The 20,323-nt window shown below is 50.4% G+C and carries 22 protein-coding genes; 13 read left to right on the forward strand and 9 right to left on the reverse strand.

Annotated features, from left to right (window positions below):
* Positions 1–220 precede the first annotated feature (220 nt).
* Positions 221–1,324: a glycosyltransferase family 25 protein gene (locus ACJJIS_RS16570; RefSeq protein ID WP_475708592.1), complete on the forward strand. Its 1,104-nt coding sequence runs from the start codon at positions 221–223 to the stop codon at positions 1,322–1,324.
* 11 nt (positions 1,325–1,335) lie between these two features.
* Here ACJJIS_RS16570 and ACJJIS_RS16575 read toward each other — a convergent pair whose 3' ends face one another.
* Genes ACJJIS_RS16575 through ACJJIS_RS16590 form a run of 4 tightly spaced genes read right to left on the reverse strand, consistent with a single transcriptional unit; the run spans position 1,336 to position 4,689 of the window.
* Positions 1,336–1,773 (reverse strand): ion channel, encoded by a 438-nt coding sequence (locus ACJJIS_RS16575; protein ID WP_192879377.1) that lies wholly within the window; start codon positions 1,771–1,773, stop codon positions 1,336–1,338.
* Positions 1,760–2,215, reverse strand: coding sequence for a tRNA adenosine(34) deaminase TadA (gene tadA / locus ACJJIS_RS16580; RefSeq protein WP_413664653.1), 456 nt, complete (start codon positions 2,213–2,215; stop codon positions 1,760–1,762). Before tadA ends, ACJJIS_RS16575 begins: the two co-directional genes overlap by 14 nt.
* A gap of 36 nt (positions 2,216–2,251) precedes the next feature.
* Positions 2,252–3,055: a putative RNA methyltransferase gene (locus tag ACJJIS_RS16585; protein ID WP_475708593.1), complete on the reverse strand. Its 804-nt coding sequence runs from the start codon at positions 3,053–3,055 to the stop codon at positions 2,252–2,254.
* The gene (locus ACJJIS_RS16590) at positions 3,052–4,689 is read right to left on the reverse strand and encodes a GMC family oxidoreductase (RefSeq protein WP_475708594.1); all 1,638 of its coding nucleotides are present in this window, start codon (positions 4,687–4,689) and stop codon (positions 3,052–3,054) included. Before ACJJIS_RS16590 ends, ACJJIS_RS16585 begins: the two co-directional genes overlap by 4 nt.
* Positions 4,690–4,773: 84 nt before the next feature.
* Between ACJJIS_RS16590 and ACJJIS_RS16595 the strand changes: the two genes are divergently transcribed.
* Positions 4,774–5,463, forward strand: coding sequence for a class I SAM-dependent methyltransferase (locus tag ACJJIS_RS16595; RefSeq protein ID WP_445354956.1), 690 nt, complete (start codon positions 4,774–4,776; stop codon positions 5,461–5,463).
* Positions 5,464–5,489: 26 nt separating this feature from the next.
* On the opposite strand, the gene ACJJIS_RS16600 is transcribed toward ACJJIS_RS16595, so the two are convergent.
* Positions 5,490–5,642, reverse strand: coding sequence for a hypothetical protein (locus ACJJIS_RS16600; protein WP_413664650.1), 153 nt, complete (start codon positions 5,640–5,642; stop codon positions 5,490–5,492).
* A 165-nt stretch (positions 5,643–5,807) separates the two neighbouring features.
* On the opposite strand from ACJJIS_RS16600, the gene ACJJIS_RS16605 reads away from it, so the two are divergent.
* On the forward strand, positions 5,808–6,296 hold the full coding sequence (locus ACJJIS_RS16605; protein ID WP_413664649.1) for a hypothetical protein: 489 nt from the start codon (positions 5,808–5,810) through the stop codon (positions 6,294–6,296).
* Between the two features lie 88 nt (positions 6,297–6,384).
* Entirely contained in the window at positions 6,385–6,879 is a 495-nt protein-coding gene (locus ACJJIS_RS16610) for an RDD family protein (RefSeq protein ID WP_444906181.1), read from the forward strand.
* A gap of 13 nt (positions 6,880–6,892) precedes the next feature.
* Here the strand turns inward: ACJJIS_RS16610 and lptG are convergent, their stop codons facing one another.
* Together lptG and lptF are read right to left on the reverse strand one after the other, a co-directional pair.
* Complete coding sequence (gene lptG / locus ACJJIS_RS16615; protein ID WP_444906182.1) at positions 6,893–7,954, reverse strand: LPS export ABC transporter permease LptG; 1,062 nt, start codon at positions 7,952–7,954, stop codon at positions 6,893–6,895.
* Complete coding sequence (gene lptF, locus ACJJIS_RS16620) at positions 7,947–9,080, reverse strand: LPS export ABC transporter permease LptF (RefSeq protein WP_475708595.1); 1,134 nt, start codon at positions 9,078–9,080, stop codon at positions 7,947–7,949. Before lptF ends, lptG begins: the two co-directional genes overlap by 8 nt.
* Positions 9,081–9,269: 189 nt before the next feature.
* Between lptF and ACJJIS_RS16625 the strand changes: the two genes are divergently transcribed.
* From ACJJIS_RS16625 to ACJJIS_RS16650, 6 genes are all read left to right on the forward strand, one after another.
* Entirely contained in the window at positions 9,270–10,736 is a 1,467-nt protein-coding gene (locus tag ACJJIS_RS16625; RefSeq protein ID WP_475708596.1) for a leucyl aminopeptidase, read from the forward strand.
* 128 nt (positions 10,737–10,864) lie between these two features.
* Positions 10,865–11,287, forward strand: a complete 423-nt coding sequence (locus tag ACJJIS_RS16630) for a DNA polymerase III subunit chi (protein ID WP_282933987.1) — start codon at positions 10,865–10,867, stop codon at positions 11,285–11,287.
* A 24-nt stretch (positions 11,288–11,311) separates the two neighbouring features.
* Entirely contained in the window at positions 11,312–12,202 is an 891-nt protein-coding gene (locus ACJJIS_RS16635; protein ID WP_444926899.1) for a hypothetical protein, read from the forward strand.
* Positions 12,203–12,375: 173 nt separating this feature from the next.
* Positions 12,376–15,150: a valine--tRNA ligase gene (locus ACJJIS_RS16640; protein ID WP_475708597.1), complete on the forward strand. Its 2,775-nt coding sequence runs from the start codon at positions 12,376–12,378 to the stop codon at positions 15,148–15,150.
* Between the two features lie 569 nt (positions 15,151–15,719).
* The gene (locus ACJJIS_RS16645) at positions 15,720–16,274 is read left to right on the forward strand and encodes a hypothetical protein (protein ID WP_413664643.1); all 555 of its coding nucleotides are present in this window, start codon (positions 15,720–15,722) and stop codon (positions 16,272–16,274) included.
* Between the two features lie 65 nt (positions 16,275–16,339).
* The gene (locus ACJJIS_RS16650; RefSeq protein ID WP_475708598.1) at positions 16,340–16,744 is read left to right on the forward strand and encodes an ABZJ_00895 family protein; all 405 of its coding nucleotides are present in this window, start codon (positions 16,340–16,342) and stop codon (positions 16,742–16,744) included.
* A 45-nt stretch (positions 16,745–16,789) separates the two neighbouring features.
* Here the strand turns inward: ACJJIS_RS16650 and csrA (ACJJIS_RS16655) are convergent, their stop codons facing one another.
* Positions 16,790–16,978, reverse strand: coding sequence for a carbon storage regulator CsrA (gene csrA, locus ACJJIS_RS16655; RefSeq protein ID WP_444932055.1), 189 nt, complete (start codon positions 16,976–16,978; stop codon positions 16,790–16,792).
* Between the two features lie 718 nt (positions 16,979–17,696).
* Here csrA (ACJJIS_RS16655) and ACJJIS_RS16660 point away from each other — a divergent pair.
* Complete coding sequence (locus ACJJIS_RS16660; RefSeq protein ID WP_444914520.1) at positions 17,697–17,951, forward strand: hypothetical protein; 255 nt, start codon at positions 17,697–17,699, stop codon at positions 17,949–17,951.
* 130 nt (positions 17,952–18,081) lie between these two features.
* Here ACJJIS_RS16660 and csrA (ACJJIS_RS16665) read toward each other — a convergent pair whose 3' ends face one another.
* On the reverse strand, positions 18,082–18,270 hold the full coding sequence (gene csrA / locus ACJJIS_RS16665) for a carbon storage regulator CsrA (RefSeq protein ID WP_475708599.1): 189 nt from the start codon (positions 18,268–18,270) through the stop codon (positions 18,082–18,084).
* Positions 18,271–19,219: 949 nt separating this feature from the next.
* On the opposite strand from csrA (ACJJIS_RS16665), the gene ACJJIS_RS16670 reads away from it, so the two are divergent.
* Together ACJJIS_RS16670 and ACJJIS_RS16675 are read left to right on the forward strand one after the other, a co-directional pair.
* Complete coding sequence (locus ACJJIS_RS16670) at positions 19,220–19,960, forward strand: TIR domain-containing protein (RefSeq protein WP_444914522.1); 741 nt, start codon at positions 19,220–19,222, stop codon at positions 19,958–19,960.
* Positions 19,961–19,972: 12 nt separating this feature from the next.
* The gene (locus ACJJIS_RS16675) at positions 19,973–20,212 is read left to right on the forward strand and encodes a hypothetical protein (protein WP_475708600.1); all 240 of its coding nucleotides are present in this window, start codon (positions 19,973–19,975) and stop codon (positions 20,210–20,212) included.
* Positions 20,213–20,323 lie beyond the last annotated feature (111 nt).

Genomic DNA, 20,323 nt, shown 5'->3' on the forward strand with positions numbered 1-20,323 from the left:
CTAAAGAGGGAGAAGGAAAGAATACACCGCGCTTGCGACACTATGAGGTATGGATGCCGATTAGGAGCTTACAGGGATGTATTCACAGCATGTCTCGAGTGCGGTGTATTCTTTCCTTCCACCCCAGTAGTAAGTTCCCTCATCCTTTTCGGACTGGCAGGTCAAACCTTAACCTTCAATCGTAGCAACTTATCTTAGGACCATAAGATCAGGGGAGTTAATGGCCCATGACGCTTCTATACCGTCTGCAGACGGTATAACTAAAGGTTTTCCAACCCTGACCTCCAAGCGTCCAGGGGGCTCCTGTGGTGCCCGACTCTTCTCCAGCGCCTCTTGGTGGAAAAGCCCTGTCATTCTAGCAACTGTGGTAGCTCAGGAATTCTTACCTGGCCTGCTGGCTGCTACCAGCCACAAGCCCAAGCGGCACCCGCTTTCCCCATCAACAAGACAACGTCGCCGCCTCCCTTTAAGCTCCAGACGCCCAATTACCCCGCGCGGCCGCCGTCAGCGACCCTATATCGCCAATACCCCCTGTTGGATTATCACTCTGCAACCAAACAGTGATGACGTTGACCTATTACTCAGCGCCGGGAAAATGCAGCGACTGCATATCAACACGATTGAGGGGATTGATGGGCGCTCAGGCATTCCGGAACTGGAAGACAATGAGCATATCGCGAGTAACGTCACCCGGTGGCGCCACTTGTGCGAACTCAAAAGCTCCGAAATTGGATGCTATCTCGCCCACTTGAGAGCAATTCGTCGGGCATACCGCTCCGGCTTGGACCGGGTCTGTATTCTTGAAGATGATGTACAGCTAGAACCCTCATTTGGCCGCGTCCTAGCGGAGTTAGAGCAACTCCCTGAAAATATCGAGATGATTCGACTGATGGGACTTAAGGTCCGCAAGCGAAAAGTCGTGCAAACCTTGAATGATGGTGTTCATCAGTTAGTGCGACCAGAGCGGGGGTGGTGTGGAGCACAGGGATATTTGATTAACCGGCGCGGCATGGAGAAAGTCTTAAAATATGCCAGCCGTATTTTCGAACCCATCGACAAGGTATTCGATCACTTCTGGCAATTTGACCTAAAACTGTATGGCGTTGAGCCCCACCTTCTGTGGGAAAACGAGCACATCTCCAATATTGTTAAATCCAATATCCACCGCACGAAAGTCGCCCGGTGGCTCTATTGGCTGCACCCTTTCGGAAAACTCTGGCGCAGTGTGGGCAGGCACTTTTATTTAAGGCTCCACTCAAAAGAGTTCTATCCAGCAGAAAAACCCACACAACGCACAGGGCGTACGGCGCGAATTAAATCTTAAGAACCCTGCCATCAATTTTCCCAATAACGCTGCATTTTTAAAAACATAAAAGAAGCGGTCCAGGTAATCATCACCAGTCCCGTAAGGGCTTCAAGGCCAGCGGTAAAACGCAGATGCCCCAGGGGCTCAATATCACCGAAACCCAGAGAGGTATAAGTGGTGAATGAGAAATAGGCGCAGTCCAACAGGCTGCCATTAAAATTGCCCACCAAAGTACCAAAATAAGGCGAATTCACCATAAAGTAGTAGCAGTAGGCAAACAGCCATATTTCAGCCACGTGGGCGATCAAAGCGCCAAACACCCCCAGGACAATCGCCAGGTTATGCTTGATCGGAATCCAGCGGCCAATCCGGGCAAGGGCACTCAATACTTCGTGGTGAATCAGGACGACGGTGGCGACAACTATTGAATTCACCACAAAAGCAAATGCCAGATCAGCGTCGATCATGAAAGAACTCGCGCACTAAATTGCTTGCCTCTTCCGCCATGACTCCCGACTCCACCGTAATCTTATGATTGAAAAAGTTGGCTTGTGCCAATTCCAGCTGGCTCTCAACAACACCGGCCCGGGGTTCGGTAGCGCCGTATACCAGCCGCCCTACCCGCGCATGTACCATTGCGCCAAAGCACATAGTACAGGGCTCAATCGTCACATATAAAGTGGTGTTTGGCAGGCGGTAGTTTTGTTGTTTATCTGCCGCTTGCCGCAGGGCTACGATTTCCGCATGGGCACTGGGATCACAATTCCCAATCGGGCGATTACTGCCCTCCCCTATGATTTTTCCATCCTGGACCAAAACCGCACCCACCGGCACTTCACCGCGCTCAGCAGCGAGTTGTGCAAGCTCCAGGGCTCGCCGCATAAATCCAAAGTCTCTGGGAGTCGCCATAACGCTGCTCTATTACCTCTACCTAGCAAATGCCTGTTATTTATGTTTAATAAAACGACGAATAACAAAGTCCGCTTCCAGCTCCAGGCTGCCGCGCTCTTCGAGTTTCTGCCGTTCTTCACGGTTGCCCTTCCAGGCAAAAGGCGTCATAGCAAGGAAATCTGAAATGGCCTGCTTGCCCTTCAATACAAACGGGAAAGAGCAGCGCATATCGACTTCCGGGGTCAACTTCTCAATCACTTTGGGTGCGGGATGTTTACGCGGCTCTTTATAGAGGTACTTCTTTAGTGACCACAAGTGATCGGGGCCAGGGGATACGTCTACCAAATGGCCACCGGTTTTGATTACCCGCTCCATTTCATGATCGGGGGCTGGGGCAAAGATCTTCAGCAGGTTATCCACCGACTCCGAGACCACCGGCAAATTCACATTGCTAGCAACCACAAACTGGGCGCCACTGTCGCGCTTGGCCGCCATGCGCACGCCGGATTTTGAAATGTCGATACCGGAAAGGCCGTGGCCATGCCAGCCAGCGGACTCAAGCTCCCGCAGGTAATACCCCTCTCCGCAACCAATATCCAACAAACGGCGGCCGGGCTTGTAGGGTAGAAGCGCCGAAATACTATCAACCAGGGGCCGATAGTAACCGGCGTGAAGAAAGCGCCGCCGTGCGTGAAGCATCTCCGAAGAGTCACCGGGATCTTTGCGGCGCTTGCGGTAAACGGGCAACAAATTGACGTAGCCCTCACGCGCGCGATCAAAACTATGTCGATTGGTACAGTGCCAAGTATCTTTTCCTAAAGTTAAGGGGGCAGCACAAAGCGGGCATTGCCAAATCATTCAACTTCCTGAGTGTGTCTATTCTCTTTTACAAACGAGCGCGAAGACTGCTGCATAATCAAATCTGCCGCCTTCTCCGCAATAGCGATCACAGGCGCATTGGTATTGCCACTGATCAGGGTGGGCATTATGGAGGCGTCCACAACCCTCAGTCCATCCACACCGTGTACTTTTAGCTCGCTGTCCACTACAGCCAATTCATCACTCCCCATTCGACAGGTACCTATCGGATGGTAGATGGATTCTGCATGCTGGCGAATATAGTGGATGATTGACTCTCTATCACTCAACTTCTGCTCTGGACGCAAGGACTTTTTCTTGTAGCGACTCAGTTCCTCCTGGGCGAGGATATCCTGTGCCATTTCAAATGCCTCCACCAATACCTGCAGATCCTCGGGCTCACTCAGGTAGTTGGGTTCAATTCTGGGCAGTTTGCGTGGATCGGTGGAGTCCAGAGTGATCTCACCGCGACTCTTAGGCCTCAGGGCACAGGCGTGAAGGGAGTAACCGTAGCAGGTGCGCTTATTAAACCCGTGTTGGAAAGTCGGAACTGCCGTCATGTGGAACTGAATATCCGGGTTGCCCCCCGCCAGACTGGAACTGGCAAAGCCCCCCGCCTCGGCCACATTGCTGGTTAAGGGCCCTTTATTTAAAAAGATCAGTTCTGGCAGGCGCATTGCGGTGAGGAGCTTCGGCCATAGTGCCTCGGAAAAGCTAACTGCTTCAGAGGCTTCCACTACTTGTATGATATCCAGGTGGTCCTGCAGGTTTTTTCCAACACCGGGAAGGTGCGCTTGCGAAGTCACTCCAGATTTACGCAGTTGGTCCTGATCCCCAATACCAGACAGCATTAATAGCTGTGGCGACTGGATAGCACCCGCACTTAAAATCACTTCCTTGTTCGCCAGGATTTTAGTGCCATCAAGCAATTCGACGCCGGTCGCTTTCTCTCCCCTGAGAATAATCCTCGCCACCTGACTGTTGGTACGAACATGTAGGTTAGAGCGGCTGGAAACTGGGTGCAGATAAGCTGTAGCCGCAGAGCAGCGGCGGCCGCGCCGTTGGGTTACTTGGTAAAAACCCACGCCATTTTGCTGGCTGCCATTGAAATCATTATTCGGCCGGTGTCCCAGGGACTCAGCTGCGCGTAAAAAAGCATGGCCCGATCGGGTTTTCCACTTTAAATCCGAGACCGACAGAGGGCCGTAGCCACTGTGGTGCGCATCAGTACCCCGCTCATTGCCTTCCGACATTAAGAAGTAAGGCAACAAACCCTTCCAACCCCAACCGGGATTACCCTCTGCTTCCCAGGCATCGTAGTCATCGCTGTTTCCACGGATATAAACCATGGCATTTATAGAGCTACTACCCCCAAGGGTCCTGCCCCTCGGCCAAAACAGTTTCCTGTCATTCAGGTGCTTTTGTGGCGTGGTATGGTGGTGTAGGTTATAGCGAGTTCCCGGTAGCAACTCGCCAATACCCACAGGAATGGAGATCAAGGGGCTCCGGTCTTTAGGACCCGCCTCCAGAAGACAAACTCGATTCTGCTCTTCGGCACTGAGCCGATTTGCTAAAACACAACCGGCGGAGCCGGCACCTACGATCACATAATCAAAAATCATTTGAGTGGACATGGGACCTCAGCACCTTTGTAGCTGGATGGTCCACTGACGGTACACTCAAGCTGTGAATAATGACAGGCTGGAGGTCACCCAAGCATGCCCAATTCCGAATTCAGTGATGATCAGGTACTCACCTGCTGGCATAAGAATGCTCATGAGTGGACTAAAGTAGTAGACAATGCCGCCATTCCCAGCCGCCGACTGGTCACTGATGCCGCCATTGTCAGCACAATCATGGCGTACCAACCTGCGAGCATTTTAGATATCGGTTGCGGTGAAGGCTGGCTCAGCAGAAAACTGGCAGAGCAAGGTATTCGAGTCTGTGGTGTCGATGGCGTTAAAGATTTAGTGGATATTGCCAGCGCTCGAGCAGGCGCCAATGAGTCCTACCGGCGATTGCAGTACGAAGAAATTTGCTCCGAAAAACTGGAACAGCAGTTTGAACTTATCGTGTGCAATTTCTCCCTCATCGGAAAGGAATCTGTCGAGCAACTATTCAGTCATGCACGCGAGTTAATGCTGCCCGGTGGGTATTTTGTCATCCAAACTCTTCACCCCCATCAAGCCTGCGGTAATGAGCCCTATCGAGATGGATGGCGCCCGGGATCTTGGGAAGGTATTGAGGGAGATTTTGAAGAGGCCGCTCCCTGGTATTTCCGCACCCTGGAAAGTTGGGTCCAGCTATTTCGTGACAACAGCTTTGCCATAGAAGCGATTCACGAACCCAGAGCCGATAGCCAACCTACCCCATCCTCACTGATTATTTGTGGGAGAATTTTGCGGTAGCGCATTTTGGAACTCTTTCCTGGCACCTAAGCCCCGATCCGGTGGAAAGAGGAGCTATTCAAGACAATTTTTTCATCAGCATTGGCACAGAAATACCAAAACAATAATAAAAAAACATTGGCGGGCTCCTGCTCACGCTCGCGACCACTTAGACAAAAATGAAAAAGTATCCATTTCATGCGGCCTCCAAGGAAAGAGATGACTTTTTCGGACTGTCCAGTAAGTGGAGTTGCATCAGCCGCCTAATTAATTCGAAAAAATGCTTTGTTAAGGGTGACCCATAATAAATTCAACGACCGCTTGCGGCCATCGAAATGAGAAGTTGACACCCAGGGGTAAACAGAATGCTACTCTGCAGTTTCCGATTCAGCGCCAATCAACTAGTGCCAAAAACCGTTGGCCTATTTCTTCTGCCCGCGTGCTGCGTCTGTTCTGCCGATGAGTTATTTATCCCGGATTCCCATGAAACCCTGAATATGGAATCCGGCAGTCTGTTTTTCTCCGACAGTGCATTTGCTATGGATAACGAAGCACTGGTCCAGGCCGCCGAGTACTTGCGCACCAATAGTATGAGCAACGTACAGCGACGCCTGAATTACCAGTGGCTGCAGATGCACACCAATCCAGATAAGTTTAAGCCCCTGAAAGGTGGCAAGGCATTATCCAAAATCCTGCGAATGGGTCTAGAAACGTACAAGACACAGAACTCCCGCGCCGCACGTACAGGCTTGCTCAGGTACACCAACAACGAGGGCAAGATTGGCAGCTCGGTGGACTACGGCATCTCTCTGTCCGACGACAAATTCAAGTTCTCTTTTGAGCTGGAGTTTTAGGGAGCCCCTGAACTCAGGCGCGCTACCTCTCCTTCCCCGTTTACAGGTTTGTTAGAATCTCCGCCACTTAAAACCGGCGGAGATAACCGTGAGTAGCTCGAACACCCCCAAATCCTTTCCTGAACTCCCTGTTGCCGGGGTGGGTCCACGCCTGGCTGCACTGCTCTACGACCTGCTGATACTGATGGGCCTACTGGTGGTTTACGGCTTTATCGCGCTGATGGTTGCCTCTACCGTGGTGGGCCTCAACTGCCAGCCCGAGGCAAATGACTACAACCCCTGTGTCAGCGGACCATTCTTCCAGCTGGGCGCTCTAGCGGTTATCGTAGGGTATTACTTCTGGTCCTGGAGGGCTGCGGGTCAAACTGTGGGGATGCGCGCCTGGCGTCTGCTGCTGGCGAGCCCAAACGGAGCCCAGCTCACTTGGCGCCAGTGCATCCTTCGCGCCATCGTAGCGCCGCTGTCTATTGCTTGTTTGGGACTCGGTTACTTCTCTGCCTGGGCCAGATCCGACAAGGCCACATGGCATGACCTTATCTCCGAATCCGAGGTGCGCGTACTTCCAAAGAAGTCGAAAAAGTAGAAGGCCAGGGGCCCTAACGGGCCCGCTGCAGTAGATACCATCCCGCGCCAAAGCACAGCAATATTGGTAGTAACACCGCGAGGAAAGGCGGGAAGCCAAATACCAGAGAAGATGGCCCCAGCATATCCTGGACAAATTGGAACACCAGGCCAACCACCAATCCGGTAAACACACGCAGTCCGGTGGTTACTTCACGCAGAGGGCCAAAAATAAAGGAGATCGCCACCATCACCAGACTGGCGATAGTGAGAGGCTGCAATACTTTTTTCCAGAACTGCAACCAGTAGCGACTGGAGTCTTCACCTTTGCGATCGAGGAATTTGCCGTAAGCCCACAGATTGCGCGGTGACAGATCCGCTGGCAAAGGCACCACCAAGGCGAATAACTCTGGCGAAATCTCCGCCTTCCACTCGGTCGTAGGCAGCGCCTCACTCTCGGTATGCTCACCGGTGAAGATGGTCGTGCGGCTATTCTCCAACTCCCAGCGCTTGCCATCAAAATGGCCGCGCTCAGCAAACTCCACCTGCTCCAGCTCTCGATCAGCACCGAAGTGGTAGCGGGTAACACCGTAAAGTTCACCATCCGGCAGTGCCGCGTTGAAGTGAACAAACTCGCCGCTGTCTTTCAGCCACAGGCCACTTTCCAGGCCGCTCGCCTCCAGCTCACCCAATGCCCGGGCTTTGTCACTCTCGGCAATTACATTGGTCTTGGGAATAACAAATTCCGCCAGGCCCAAACCCAGTAAAATCAGCAGCATAATGGGCTTCATCACCGCCCAGGTAATCCGACCGATTGAGACGCCGGCAGACCGCATAACGGTCAGCTCACTGGTACCTGCCAATGAACCCAGCCCCACCAGACATCCAACCAGGGCGGAAAAGCCCAGCTGTTCATAGATACGCGCTGGCAATGTCCAACCCACATACTTCAGGGCATCGACAAAGCCGTAATCCTTCTTCAGCTCCCCCAACTGGTCCACTAATGCAAAGACCACAGTGAGGCCAAGAATAATCATCAGCGCGCCACCCACAGCAACAATAACGGTGCGGGCGATATATAAATCGAGCTTACTCACCTGGCGACTCCTTCACATCCTCGGGCAAACGCTTGGGCGGCGCCTTGCGCCAATTTCTTCCCGCTAACAACAGCAAGCCGAGCAGTAAGAATGGCGGGTGAACCAGCCAGATCATTGCCGGATTGGAAATCTTGCCGTCCTCAATCGCCCCCCTGACACCCTGCAGGATTACCAGGTAGGTGATATACAGCAGAATGGCCGGGATCATCTTCGCAAAACGCCCCTGCCGAGGGTTGGTACGGGATAATGGAACTGCTAGTACTGCAACCACCAATACCAATATCGGAAGGCTGAAGCGCCAGTAGAGGTAGGCCCTCTGTTGTGGATCATCGCCTTTAAGAAGATCCAGGGTTGAAGCCGATTCCATCTGGTCCTGCAAGCGGCTGCGCTCGCGAGGCACCTCTAGAATCACCGAGTAACTGTCAAATTTCATCTGGCGGTATTCCCGCTCGCCGGGAACACCCTCATAGCGAAAACCGTCGCGCAGTACCAAATAGCGCAGGCCTGTCTCAGGATCTATCTCCTGTACACCTTCACGAGCACGGATGACAATCTGCTGGTCTGCCTCAGTTTCCTCTTCCGCACCACCCAACTCAGCCAGGAACACCCCCAACATGGTGGACTTATCTTCGCTCAGCGCATCGGCGTAATAAACCGCGCGGCCGCCCTGGGAGGACACAAATCTTTTTGGTACCAGGTGATCAAATTCGTTGCGCGCCTTTTCTGCATTTAACAGGCTGGTGGAACGCTCCATACCCGCCGGAGAGAAATACAGGCTCATGGACGCCACCACCAGCGCCAGCATCAGTGCTGGAATCATGGTATAGCCCAGCAAACGCCAATCGCTAAAGCCACAGGCGTGCAGAACCGTCATTTCACTTTCTATATAAAGGCGGCCATAGGAGAGGAGAATCCCCACAAACAGGCCCAGCGGTAATACCAGTTCCAGGAATCCCGGCAAACGGAATCCCATCAGGGAGAACAGGATATTCGCCGAAATATCACCGGCGGCAGCTTCCGCCAGGTATTTCACGAATCGGCCGCTCATCACAATTAACAGCAAAATTGCGCTAACCGCTAGCGTGGCAAACAGCAGCTCGCGGCAGAGATAGCGAAAAATAATCACAGGGCGAACAAATTCCTTGGTGACAGCGGTGTGATGGTGTCTGAATCAAAAACGAGCAAGTTTCCCTCTAGGTACAGCAATCCACAGGCAGGCGGGTTAAACTTGTGCGACGCATTATCACTAAAAATTCTTGCTATGTCTCGGCCTAGAGACATGCAATCTATTGTCAGATTTTAAGGAAAGCGAAAAATGCAGTTCTCCGCCAAGGTTGCAGATATCAGTAAACAACGCAGTGCCTGCTCTATTATTTCAGCAGATGCCAAAAATAACCTCAGCGAAAGTGGAAAAAGCCTGGATAAATTGACCGGGGGAATGATTGCAAAAATCCTCAAGCGCGGGGACTTGGGGGCCAAATCCGGCAGCACCCAGCTGATCAATCTTATCGACGTTCCCAGCGAGCGCGTTCTGGTCGTACGCACCGGTAAAGGCACCATCAGCCAGGCGGAATTCCGCAAGCTGGCAGCCAGCAGCGCCAATGGAGTAAAGAACTTTAAAGAAGCCGCGAGCTACCTCTGCGAAGTAGAGGTTGAAGGTGCGGATAACCGCTGGAAAGCACAGCAAATCGCCATGGCCGCCGGTCTGGCAAGCTATCGCTACACCCTGTCCCGCACCGATGCAAAGCCCCTGCCCCTGGCGAAATTCACCATCCACGCCCCAGAGAAAAAGCAGCTGAAAGCTATTCAAGGCGGCATGGAAGTGGGTGCCGCTCAAGCACTGGGCAGCAATGTCGCCCGTGATTTGGGGGATCTCCCAGGCAATATCTGTACCCCCAACTACCTGGTTGCCCAGGCGAAGGCGCTGGCTAAAAAACATGCAAAGCTCACCACCAGTGTGCTGGATGAAAAGAAAATGAAAGCCCTGGGCATGGGTGCTTTCCTCAGCGTCTCCAAAGGCAGCGACGAGCCCCCCGCGCTGATTGCCATGAACTACAAAGGTGGCAAGACCAGCGAAAAACCTGTGGTATTGGTCGGTAAAGGCATCACCTTCGATAGCGGCGGCATCAGCATCAAGCCGGGCCAGGCCATGGACGAAATGAAATACGACATGGGCGGTGCCGCCAGTGTCTTCGGCGTGATGAACGCCCTGGTTGAACTGCAGCCTTCTATCAACGTAGTAGGCCTGGTTGCCGCTGCTGAAAATATGCCCAGCGGCCGCGCCAGCAAGCCCGGTGATGTTGTGACTTCCATGTCCGGCAAAACCATCGAAATCCTCAACACCGATGCCGAAGGCCGCCTGGTTCTGTGCGATACGATCACCTACGCAGCCAAGTTCAAGCCCAGCGCAGTGATTGATATCGCCACCCTCACCGGTGCCTGTGTTATCGCCCTGGGCCATCACGCCACCGGTCTCTACGCCAATAACGAAGAACTGGCCAAGAGCCTTCTCCAGGCTGGCGAAACTACTGGCGACCGCGCATGGCAAATGCCGCTGTGGGACGAGTACCAGTCCTCCCTGGATTCCAATTTTGCCGATATCCAAAATATCGGTGGACGCGAAGCCGGTTCAGTAACCGCTGCCTGCTTCCTGGCGCGTTTTGCCAAAGACTACAAATGGGCACATATGGATATTGCCGGTAGTGCTTGGAAGTCCGGCGCACAGAAAGGTGCAACCGGCCGTCCGGTTCCTCTACTGGTTGAATATCTACTGGGCAAATAAGTAGCCAAAGCGCACAATAGCCGCCGGCACCATCGGTGCCCGGCCGCCGGGCGGTCCATTAATTAATGGGCCGCTTTTGTTTTTGGCGGCGTATCAATATGGCCGGGATTATTTGACCAGTATCTGTAATGACTCGCATTGATTTCTATATTCTCTCCTCCGACCAACCGGAACACGCCGATGTTTTTGCCTGCCGCCTGGCTGAGAAAGCCTTCCGCGCGGGTATGCGGGTATTAATCGCGGTGGACGACCCGCAACGGGCGGAGCAGATGGATCAACTGCTGTGGACATTTCGCGAGGACAGTTTTCTGCCCCACGCCCCTCAAACTGAAAACCAACAGGCGCAAATAGAAATTAACAGCGGAGAAGACCCCGCAGATCACCACGGCTTACTGATCAATCTCTGCTCCAAAGTACCCAAGTGGTTTAGCCGCTTTGAACGCTTGGCAGAAGTTGTGATCCAACAACCGGAACCATTAAAACGGTCCCGATTGCGATTTGGTCACTTCCGCGATCGCGGATATCCGTTACAATCCCATAAGATTAATTAGAGCCTCTAACTACGTCCGAGAGTCATGTCCGGCAAAAAAAACAAACACAAGCACCGCGGACAGCAGCGCAAGCAGCCCAGTGAATTTCTGGATGAACTTAATTCACTGCACAACTTGCTTGTCACCGACGAGAACAATGAAGAAATCCCCGTGCTCAGCCAAGTGGCCAAGCAGGGTAATCCTGTAACCCCTGAGCCCCCCACACTTCCCACTATTGCCGACATACCAAAACCCAGTGGGACACCAGCTACCAGTGAGTTCGAAGATATCGATACCTCACTGGAAGATATCGACCTGCCGATTTTATTTTCACCGGTTGAAGAAGAGATGCTGGCCCAGCAATCCCTGTCGCTGGCAGAGTCTGACCTGGCTCTTTTGCGCCCGCTTCAAGAGCTGGCTGTAGAGGATGAGGAACCGCAGGCTTCCGCAGAAACCGGACAATTCGGCGAAGAGCCCGTTGAAGATAAACCGGTTGAAACACCGTTAGAGCAGATTTCCCGGGAAACCAACGCTGAAGATTCCCCAGAGGCCGAACCGAAGGGGCAGCCCGAACCGCAGCCGGAGCCCCGGGCGGAAAACCCGTTCCTGCCAAATCATATTCGCTCCCGCCTCACCGGTGGACGGCCCCTGCCAGTTGAAGAAAATACCCAAGTAACCGAAGCAACAGTGCCCTCGGAAACAGAAGCCCCAGCAACAGTGGCCCCGGCCCCTGAAGTAAAGGAAGAAGCTGAACTTCCAAGCACTGAGGCCCAAGCCGCCGAAGAAGATCCAGCCGCAGACCCTGAGCCCTCCGCCAAAGAGCGCCAGCGCCAGGAATTGATCGAACAACTCGTCGCCCAACAGCTGCCCAAACTGGAGCGCCGCCTGCGCGCCCAAATAGAACACGTGGTCGACGAGCTCGGCGTTTGGGATTAAGAGACGGTCTAAGGGAGCCTCTGAATAACTCCCTAAGCTCAAATACCGCCTTTTTCCCACCAGACCCCGGCGGTATAATTGCCGCCTTTTCCGCGCAGCCCGAGCAAGCACCAGACTATCCTGAGCCAAAACGCTGTGCACGCAGTCAGTTAAACACAAGGTTTCCCGCCCGCATGGACAAAACATACCAGCCCAACGCCATCGAACAGCAGTGGTACAAAACCTGGGAGGAGAACGGCTACTTCAAGCCTTCCGGGGATACTGAGGCCAAGCCCTACAGCATTATGATCCCGCCGCCGAACGTCACCGGCAGCCTGCATATGGGCCACGGTTTCCAGGAGTCCATCATGGACGCCCTGATTCGCTACCACCGCATGCAGGGAGACAACACCCTCTGGCAAGTGGGCACCGACCATGCCGGTATCGCCACCCAGATGGTGGTAGAGCGCCTGCTGGGCGCCGAAGGCGTATCCCGCCACGACCTGGGCCGCGACAAGTTTATTGAGAAGGTCTGGGAGTGGAAGGAAGAGTCCGGCGGCACCATTACCCGCCAGCTGCGCCGCCTGGGTGCCAGCCCCGACTGGTCCCGCGAACGCTTCACCATGGACGACGGCTTCTACAAAGCGGTGCAGGAAGTCTTTATCAAACTGTATGAAGACGGCCTGATTTATCGCGGCAAGCGCCTGGTGAACTGGGACCCGAAATTCCACACCGCGATCTCCGACCTGGAAGTATTAAACGAAGAGAAGCAGGGCCACCTGTGGCACTTCCGCTACCCGCTCTCCGACGGCTCCGGCCACTTGGTAGTTGCCACTACCCGCCCGGAAACCATGCTCGGCGATACCGCCGTAGCCGTACACCCGGAAGACGAGCGCTACCAGCACCTGATCGGCAAGACCATCAAGTTGCCCCTGGCGGATCGCGAAATCCCGATTATTGCCGACGAATACGTCGATCGAGAATTCGGCACCGGCTGTGTAAAAATCACCCCAGCTCACGACTTCAACGACTACGAAATGGGCCAGCGCCACAACCTCGAGATGATTAACATCCTCGATGCCGACGCCCACCTGAATGACGCAGTGCCGGAAAAATACCGAGGCATGGAGCGCTTTGCCGCGCGCACCCAGATTGTCGACGACCTGGACGCCCTCGGCCTGCTGGAAAAAGTAGAGCCCCACACCCTCAAGGTACCTCACGGAGACCGCTCCGGTGCGGTGATCGAGCCCTGGCTCACCGATCAGTGGTATGTGAAAACCCAGCCCCTGGCCGATGAAGCCATCGCCGCCGTTGAAGATGGCCGCGTTGAGTTCGTACCGAAAAACTACGAAAACATGTACTTCTCCTGGATGCGCGATATCCAGGACTGGTGTATTTCCCGCCAGCTGTGGTGGGGTCACCGCATCCCCGCCTGGTACGACAACGAAGGCAAAGTCTACGTTGGCCGCAGCGAAGAGGAAGTGCGCGAGAAGCACAACCTGAGCGCCGATATCAGCCTGCGCCAGGACGACGACGTACTCGACACCTGGTTCTCCTCCGGCCTGTGGACCTTCGGCACCCTGGGCTGGCCAGAAGATACCGAAGAACTGAAAGCCTTCCACCCCAGCTCCGTACTGGTCACCGGCTTCGATATTATTTTCTTCTGGGTCGCGCGCATGATGATGCTGACCCTCTACTTCAAGAAGGAAGTACCGTTTAACACCGTGTACGTGCACGGCCTGGTGCGTGACAACCACGGCCAGAAGATGTCCAAATCCAAGGGCAACGTGATCGACCCCATCGACCTGATCGACGGTATCGACCTGGAGACCCTGGTAGAGAAGCGCACCTCTGGTCTGATGCAACCGCACCTGCGCGAGAAGATCGAAAAGCAAACCCGCAAGGACTTCCCCGAAGGTTTCTCTGCTTTTGGTACCGATGCCCTGCGCTACACCTACTACTCACTGGCTTCCACCGGCCGCGACATCAAGTTTGATGTGGGCCGTATTGAAGGCTTCCGCAACTTCTGTAACAAGATCTGGAATGCCTCCCGCTACGTACTGCAAAACTGCGAAGAGTACGATTGTGGACAAGATGGCAGCACAGATTTTGAACTGACCATCGCCGACCGCTGGATTATTTCCCAGCTGCAGCGCACCGAAATCACTGTGCGCGAAGCCATGGACACCTACCGCTTCGACCTCGCCTCCCAAGCCCTGTACGACTTTATCTGGAGCGAGTACTGCAGCTGGTACCTGGAACTGTCCAAGCCGGTACTGTGGGACGACAACGCCTCCGACGCAGTGAAGAAAGGCACCCGCCGCACCCTGATCCGCGTACTGGAAACCATTTTGCGTCTGGCTCACCCACTGATGCCATTTATCACTGAAGAAATCTGGCAGCGTGTAAAAACCCTCGCCGGTTTCAACGGTGACACCATTATGCTGCAGCAGTACCCGGAAGCAGATAACAGCAAGATCGACGAGGAAGCGGAAGCGGCTGTTGCCTGGTTGAAGCAGGTTATTGAAGGCGTGCGTAATATTCGCGGTGAAATGAATATTTCCCCAGCGAAGAAAATCCCACTGATCCTGCGCGGCGGTTCCAACCGTGACAAAGAACTGCTGGAGCAAGCCCGCAGCCTGCTGATCAAACTGGCCAGCCTCGAAGAAATCACCTGGCTGGAAAGTGGAGAAGCTGCACCAGCCTCCGCCACCGCCCTGGTAGGCGATATGGAATTGCTGGTACCCATGGCCGGCCTAATCGACGTTAAAGCCGAAAGTGCCCGTCTACAAAAAGAGATTGATAAACTTTCCAAAGAACTCGCACGAGTTGAAGGCAAGCTCAACAATCCCAAGTTTGTAGACAAAGCCCCCGAAGCCGTTGTTGCCAAGGAGAAGGACAAGCTCGCGGAAATGAAAGGTGCTCACGAGCGTCTGCAACAGCAACTTGAGGAAATCAGCAACCTGTAAGGGTTCTGGTAATCTGCTCCGATAAAGAGCAGATCTGATTTAAAGAAGGGGGCTCTGCCCCCTTTTCTTTTTTTGATATAAATCAAACTACCCCTTCTTGCCCTAGTGCCCTTCTATTTTCTATCAACTTCAGAACCCGAGTCTGTTCTCAACTTACCTGCATCGCTTATGGGTTTGTCAGCTCTAAAAACAGCTTTACCCAAGTGGTATACGACCTAAAGCGTGCTAAAACACTTCCAATACTGCTCCATTTTTCAACTCTCCTAAGTACCTGATAAGAAATCAACATGATTTTCAATCGGTTTGGCTGTTATTTTTTAAGAAATTCAGATTGATTGAAAGCTTAGGTCTAACAGTGAATTAGAGAAAAACTATTCATTGGGGATAGTGACCAAAGTAATTATTTTTGAACTTGGAACAAGAGTTCCGGCTTGTATGTGATTTATTGATCCCTCAAGGTTCTTACGCACTTCTTCGTTAGATTGATTCCAGAATAGTAATCATCATAATAGTGGCCAGAATGATTACTATATAAATGCCATGTTTCAAATAAAGGGGAGTCAGAAACTATGAGTTATGAGCAAATCACAGACCTAAAAGAGATTGAGTCAAAGTTACAAAGTCTCGGTTGGGAACTTGATGCATGTGAGTATGATGATGAAGATGAATTCGAAGAAGTATTAGACCGACTATATCCGGGTGAGGTGAAAAAGGTAGCAAAACGTGCTTCTGAACTTGGCTCTGTAAAGGGAATGCACTTGTACGGTCGAATGCTAGGAGATGAAGCTAGAAAACTCAAGGAAGACGGAAAACCGTACAAGGATTTACAGACGAAAGCCAGAGAGCTAGTTTTTTACGCAGCCAAAGGTGGTTGCTGGGGGGCTATGGATGATTTAGGAACTGAGCATACTGAAGATTTAGGGCCGCAAATGTACGAACAGCTTGCGTTTATCCAACTCTCCGGTCAAGACCCATTGGAACATGTTGAGTATTGTCGAGAGTATCTCAATATGAACATTACCCAGGAAGAAATAGACAAAGGCGTAAACCTATATAATGAGTTACACGATCACATGGAAGTAAATTCTATACAAAAGGAAAGTTGTAACTGTATTTTTCCATAGCAAATCATAACAAATGGTTGCAGTACGTTCCGCTGAACCTGGCATTAACTACACAAGGAGAAGTAATGAGCATTCGAGGAGTATTAACCCGGTTCGCTTTAACTTATATAACACTGATTTTCATCGTAGGATTTACACTTAACTATTTTGGCCTTAGCAGTAGTAGCGGCGTAAATATCGGAATATTATTAGGCACGATATTTTGGGTATGTTCTTCTTTTGCGAATAAGAATCGTCGCTATTTCAATAAAAGTGAAAAAACCAGGGTAGTAATTGTCCTCATCACTATTAACGTAGTTATTCAAGCTATTTTCGGAGCTATCGCACTTTCCGAATCCGGTCATGAAGTAAGTGGTTCAGTTCTTTTGTTCTCAGTTGCGATTATCGGAGCTATTCATGCCGTCGCTATCTATTTCTTCGTAGGGTTTGCGAAAAAAACACTAATTAAGCAAGGCATCATAGAGAGTTAAGAAGACCTGCCAGAGGGACGCCCTTGCTTAGGGCGCTCCGTAATCTCAACCAACTCCATCCCCCAACACCCCCTCCTTTTGCAAACGTCTATAGATTTCCTCACGGTGAACGGGTAGAGATTTGGGGGCACGTATGCCTATCTTTACCTGATTACCCTTAACTTCCAATACCGTAATTGAGACGCTTGCTCCAATTCGTAAGTTTTCACCCGTCCGGCGCTTTAAGATCAACATAATTGCTTCCTATAAATACTCAAACCATGCGTAGACCTCCCTTAATGGAAGGATTTGAAAGTAACTTTTAAGGAAATGAGTTAAAGAAAGTCTATTTATTGGGGATAGTGGGCAAAGTGATCATTTACGCATCTGGAGCAAGAATTCGGACTTGTATGTGATTTATTAATTCCTCGAAATTTTTACGCACTTCTTCGTAAGATTGATCCCAGGATGGTAATCATGATAATAATAGTCAGAATGATTACTATATAAACTTTATAAACCTAAAATATGTCAAATCATCGAGATTATCATTTTAAAGACTATGTTAGCTTTCGGTTTCTGGAGTTAACAGAGGAGCAAGCTGGCAATCTCGTCCATGAGGTTAAGCTGTCAAAGTATCGGGCACATTTCAAGAATCCTTGCTTTGTGGGACGTATTCCTCTGAATGAAGATACCATGGCAGAAATAGTGGCTTTCTTTAGTAAATACCAAATTGCCGCAGAGTCGTGTGATATATTTCTTTCGATATCTACTGGCAGTGATACTGAAATATGGGAAGCCCCAAATATTGTGAACCAATTGCTAAAACACATAGATTGTCGGTTAACGTTTTCATTCACTTGTACTTAGCAACGATTTATAACAAGTTTGTCGACGATCGTCCTTCGGACTGGCCGACCTTAAGCGTGTCTTCGCCACAAGGCTGCCCATTACAAAGGCGTTATAAATCCATATGAGTAAAGAAAAATTAAAGCATCGTTGTAGACAAAATCAGTACGAAGATGCTGAAATTTTCTATCAAAAAATTAATCGGGTGGAATGGGGTTGGGTTCTTTCGCAGTGGCAATCTGCAACTGAATTTGATATTGAGGATGGTTATGAAGGGGAAGTTGGCTCACAGATGTGCTCTCATCACCTCCTTATAAGATACTGCCCATTTTGTGGTGAAGATCTTGAAAATAAGAGAGAGGTACATGGTAGCTTATAACAAGCTAATAAACTTCACGCGTGAAAGACACGCGTCGGGCAGCTTACGATACGCTCCATCTGCCAGTTATTAGATCGCCCAGCGGACTGGACTCGCCAACGCGCGCCCTTGCTTAGGGCGCTTCGTAATCTCAACCAACTCCATCCCCCAACACCCTCTCCTTTTGTAAACGTCTATAGATTTCCTCACGGTGAACGGGTAGAGATTTGGGAGCACGTATGCCTATCTTTACCTGATTACCCTTAACTTCCAATACCGTAACTGAGACGTTCGATCCAATCCGTAAGTTTTCACCCGTTCGGCGCTTTAAGATCAACATATTTGCTTCCTATGAATACTCAAACCATACGTAGACCTCCCTTAATGGAAGGATATGAAAGTAACTCTTAAGGAAGCATCAGGTGGGGCGCGAGAACGGTAGGCATAGAAGTAGAAAAGGCAGACGCAACGCTTCCAGAGCCAGGGAACATGCCCCAAACTGCTGAATGGACTCCACTTTATTGAAGACGAGCGGGTTTCTAGCGTATGATCCATATAGCCATTTTGATACTGTGCTTATCAATTTGGTTAGCTGGCCCATGGTGTTCCACCACCTTGGGTCAGCGCCTTTTACTTACTCTTACGTCACGCTACCGTTCTCCTTTGAGGGAATGGTTTTTAGAAAATTCTTGATTCTCTCGAATCTCTTTGGTCATCGGCCTTCAGAAGGCTGTTCAATGACGACCCAAATACCGATAAATATTCACCGATTTTACGCAGCTTTGACACTAAAACAAACTGAATAAAATCCAATAAGATTATTTCTGTGCCTATATTTTTGATTACTCACGCTTTGAAAATTTCGGTTGCGTATAAAAATGGCCGTTAAGACTGATACTCTTCCCCGCAACTCACTTTGGAGTCCGGAAACAATAGATCATCCCTAAAGGCTTCACTTTGCTGCTTTTATATACAGTCTGTTGCTTTTCTGTGTTCTCCATTTCGAAAATCAAGAGCAGTTGCACATATCCACAGCAAGAAGAAAGTTAACTTATTGATTTTCAATGGTTTACGTCTGTGATCAAAAGCAGCAAAATATCAGGATATAATGCAGGCGCAATATATCTACTAGAGTAGTCTTCCACCGGTGCAGGCTTATATAATGGCTTGTATATTTTTTCTGGCGAGAGGAGTTTTCTGCACCTGGGATATATTGACTGGTGATATAATGCGATTGCTTTTGAATACACTGTCATGCACTTATTTCATCGAATCATCAAGGGGAATGAATGGCACTTTCTAATATGCTAAATGACAATTTGACCATTATGAAAGTTAATGGAGATACGTTCGAGAATGTTAAAGGCAGCGTTCAGAAGAATAAAATAATTATTCAACGTTCAGATATATTGATTGAAGCTTCAGACCAAATTCTCCGTAAGATGTCCAACGGTGGAACTGAAGAATATGAAGTTGTTGATCCGGGCTTTCATGAAGGGATAGGCAGTATAAAAGCCGGCTATCAAATGGAAGTGAAAAGAGCACAAAAGTCTATCGTAGGTGATGTCTCAGAAATAAAAGGAAGTACCTTGAATAACAAAGTTTTTATCGTACACGGTCATGATGACTTAGCAAAAGTCACACTTGCAAGATTTCTGGATCAAGTAGGGCTAGAGCCTATTATTTTGCATGAACAGGCGAGTTCAAGCCAAACTATCATTGAAAAAATCGAGTCTCATAGTGATGTCGGTTACGCTATTGTTTTATATACGCCATGCGATACCGGCGCGAAAGAAGGTAATGACCCGGCACCGAGAGCAAGGCAAAATGTAGTTTTCGAACATGGCTATTTTATAGGTAAGCTCGGTCGCTCAAAGGTGGCCGCTTTAGTAAAAGGTCATATAGAAACTCCAAATGATATTAGTGGCGTAGTTTATATAGATCTTGACGACAGAGGAGCTTGGAAAATGGATGTTTCAAAGGAATTGGCCCAAGCAGGCTTTTCTATAGATTTAAGTAAGGCAATTTAAAGGGCAATATTTATGTATTTACCAAGTTTGGAGTGGGTTTTTGAGAGGTTAGAGAGTTGGATGCTGCACTCTTCTACGAGAGAGCAAGAAGCTATGGATCTTTTCTTGGATGCATTAAGTCTTACTCAGCAATATCTTGGAAAGCTAGAACAAGATATGACTTTCGCTAACATTGAAAGTGAGCATGAATTATCAGCTGCATGGAATTCTGCTGCAAAGGCCGTTCGAAGCTTTGATCATGACTTATACTAGAGATGCTTGGGTAAGGCTTGTCATTGGTCTGGTTCTAGCGAGTTTAGGAATTCAGAGATTTCAGAATTAAATATATCAATTCAAAAAATGATCAAAATCGCATCAGAGAAA

The organism is Microbulbifer maximicatervae (SeqCode) (assembly GCF_056231245.1).

Bases quoted from the DNA above. Each gene is read 5' to 3' on its own strand.
- ACJJIS_RS16670 (WP_444914522.1), top strand. From the start codon at position 19,220: ATGGCACTTTCTAATATGCTAAATGACAATTTGACCATTATGAAAGTT.
- ACJJIS_RS16575 (WP_192879377.1), bottom strand. From the start codon at position 1,773: ATGATCGACGCTGATCTGGCATTTGCTTTTGTGGTGAATTCAATAGTT.
- csrA (WP_444932055.1), bottom strand. From the start codon at position 16,978: ATGTTGATCTTAAAGCGCCGGACGGGTGAAAACTTACGAATTGGAGCA.
- ACJJIS_RS16660 (WP_444914520.1), top strand. From the start codon at position 17,697: ATGAGTAAAGAAAAATTAAAGCATCGTTGTAGACAAAATCAGTACGAA.
- tadA (WP_413664653.1), bottom strand. From the start codon at position 2,215: ATGGCGACTCCCAGAGACTTTGGATTTATGCGGCGAGCCCTGGAGCTT.
- ACJJIS_RS16625 (WP_475708596.1), top strand. From the start codon at position 9,270: ATGCAGTTCTCCGCCAAGGTTGCAGATATCAGTAAACAACGCAGTGCC.
- csrA (WP_475708599.1), bottom strand. From the start codon at position 18,270: ATGTTGATCTTAAAGCGCCGAACGGGTGAAAACTTACGGATTGGATCG.
- ACJJIS_RS16570 (WP_475708592.1), top strand. From the start codon at position 221: ATGGCCCATGACGCTTCTATACCGTCTGCAGACGGTATAACTAAAGGT.
- ACJJIS_RS16650 (WP_475708598.1), top strand. From the start codon at position 16,340: ATGAGCATTCGAGGAGTATTAACCCGGTTCGCTTTAACTTATATAACA.
- ACJJIS_RS16600 (WP_413664650.1), bottom strand. From the start codon at position 5,642: ATGAAATGGATACTTTTTCATTTTTGTCTAAGTGGTCGCGAGCGTGAG.
- ACJJIS_RS16585 (WP_475708593.1), bottom strand. From the start codon at position 3,055: ATGATTTGGCAATGCCCGCTTTGTGCTGCCCCCTTAACTTTAGGAAAA.
- ACJJIS_RS16630 (WP_282933987.1), top strand. From the start codon at position 10,865: ATGACTCGCATTGATTTCTATATTCTCTCCTCCGACCAACCGGAACAC.
- ACJJIS_RS16605 (WP_413664649.1), top strand. From the start codon at position 5,808: ATGCTACTCTGCAGTTTCCGATTCAGCGCCAATCAACTAGTGCCAAAA.
- ACJJIS_RS16675 (WP_475708600.1), top strand. From the start codon at position 19,973: ATGTATTTACCAAGTTTGGAGTGGGTTTTTGAGAGGTTAGAGAGTTGG.
- ACJJIS_RS16635 (WP_444926899.1), top strand. From the start codon at position 11,312: ATGTCCGGCAAAAAAAACAAACACAAGCACCGCGGACAGCAGCGCAAG.
- ACJJIS_RS16640 (WP_475708597.1), top strand. From the start codon at position 12,376: ATGGACAAAACATACCAGCCCAACGCCATCGAACAGCAGTGGTACAAA.
- ACJJIS_RS16595 (WP_445354956.1), top strand. From the start codon at position 4,774: ATGCCCAATTCCGAATTCAGTGATGATCAGGTACTCACCTGCTGGCAT.
- ACJJIS_RS16645 (WP_413664643.1), top strand. From the start codon at position 15,720: ATGAGTTATGAGCAAATCACAGACCTAAAAGAGATTGAGTCAAAGTTA.
- ACJJIS_RS16590 (WP_475708594.1), bottom strand. From the start codon at position 4,689: ATGTCCACTCAAATGATTTTTGATTATGTGATCGTAGGTGCCGGCTCC.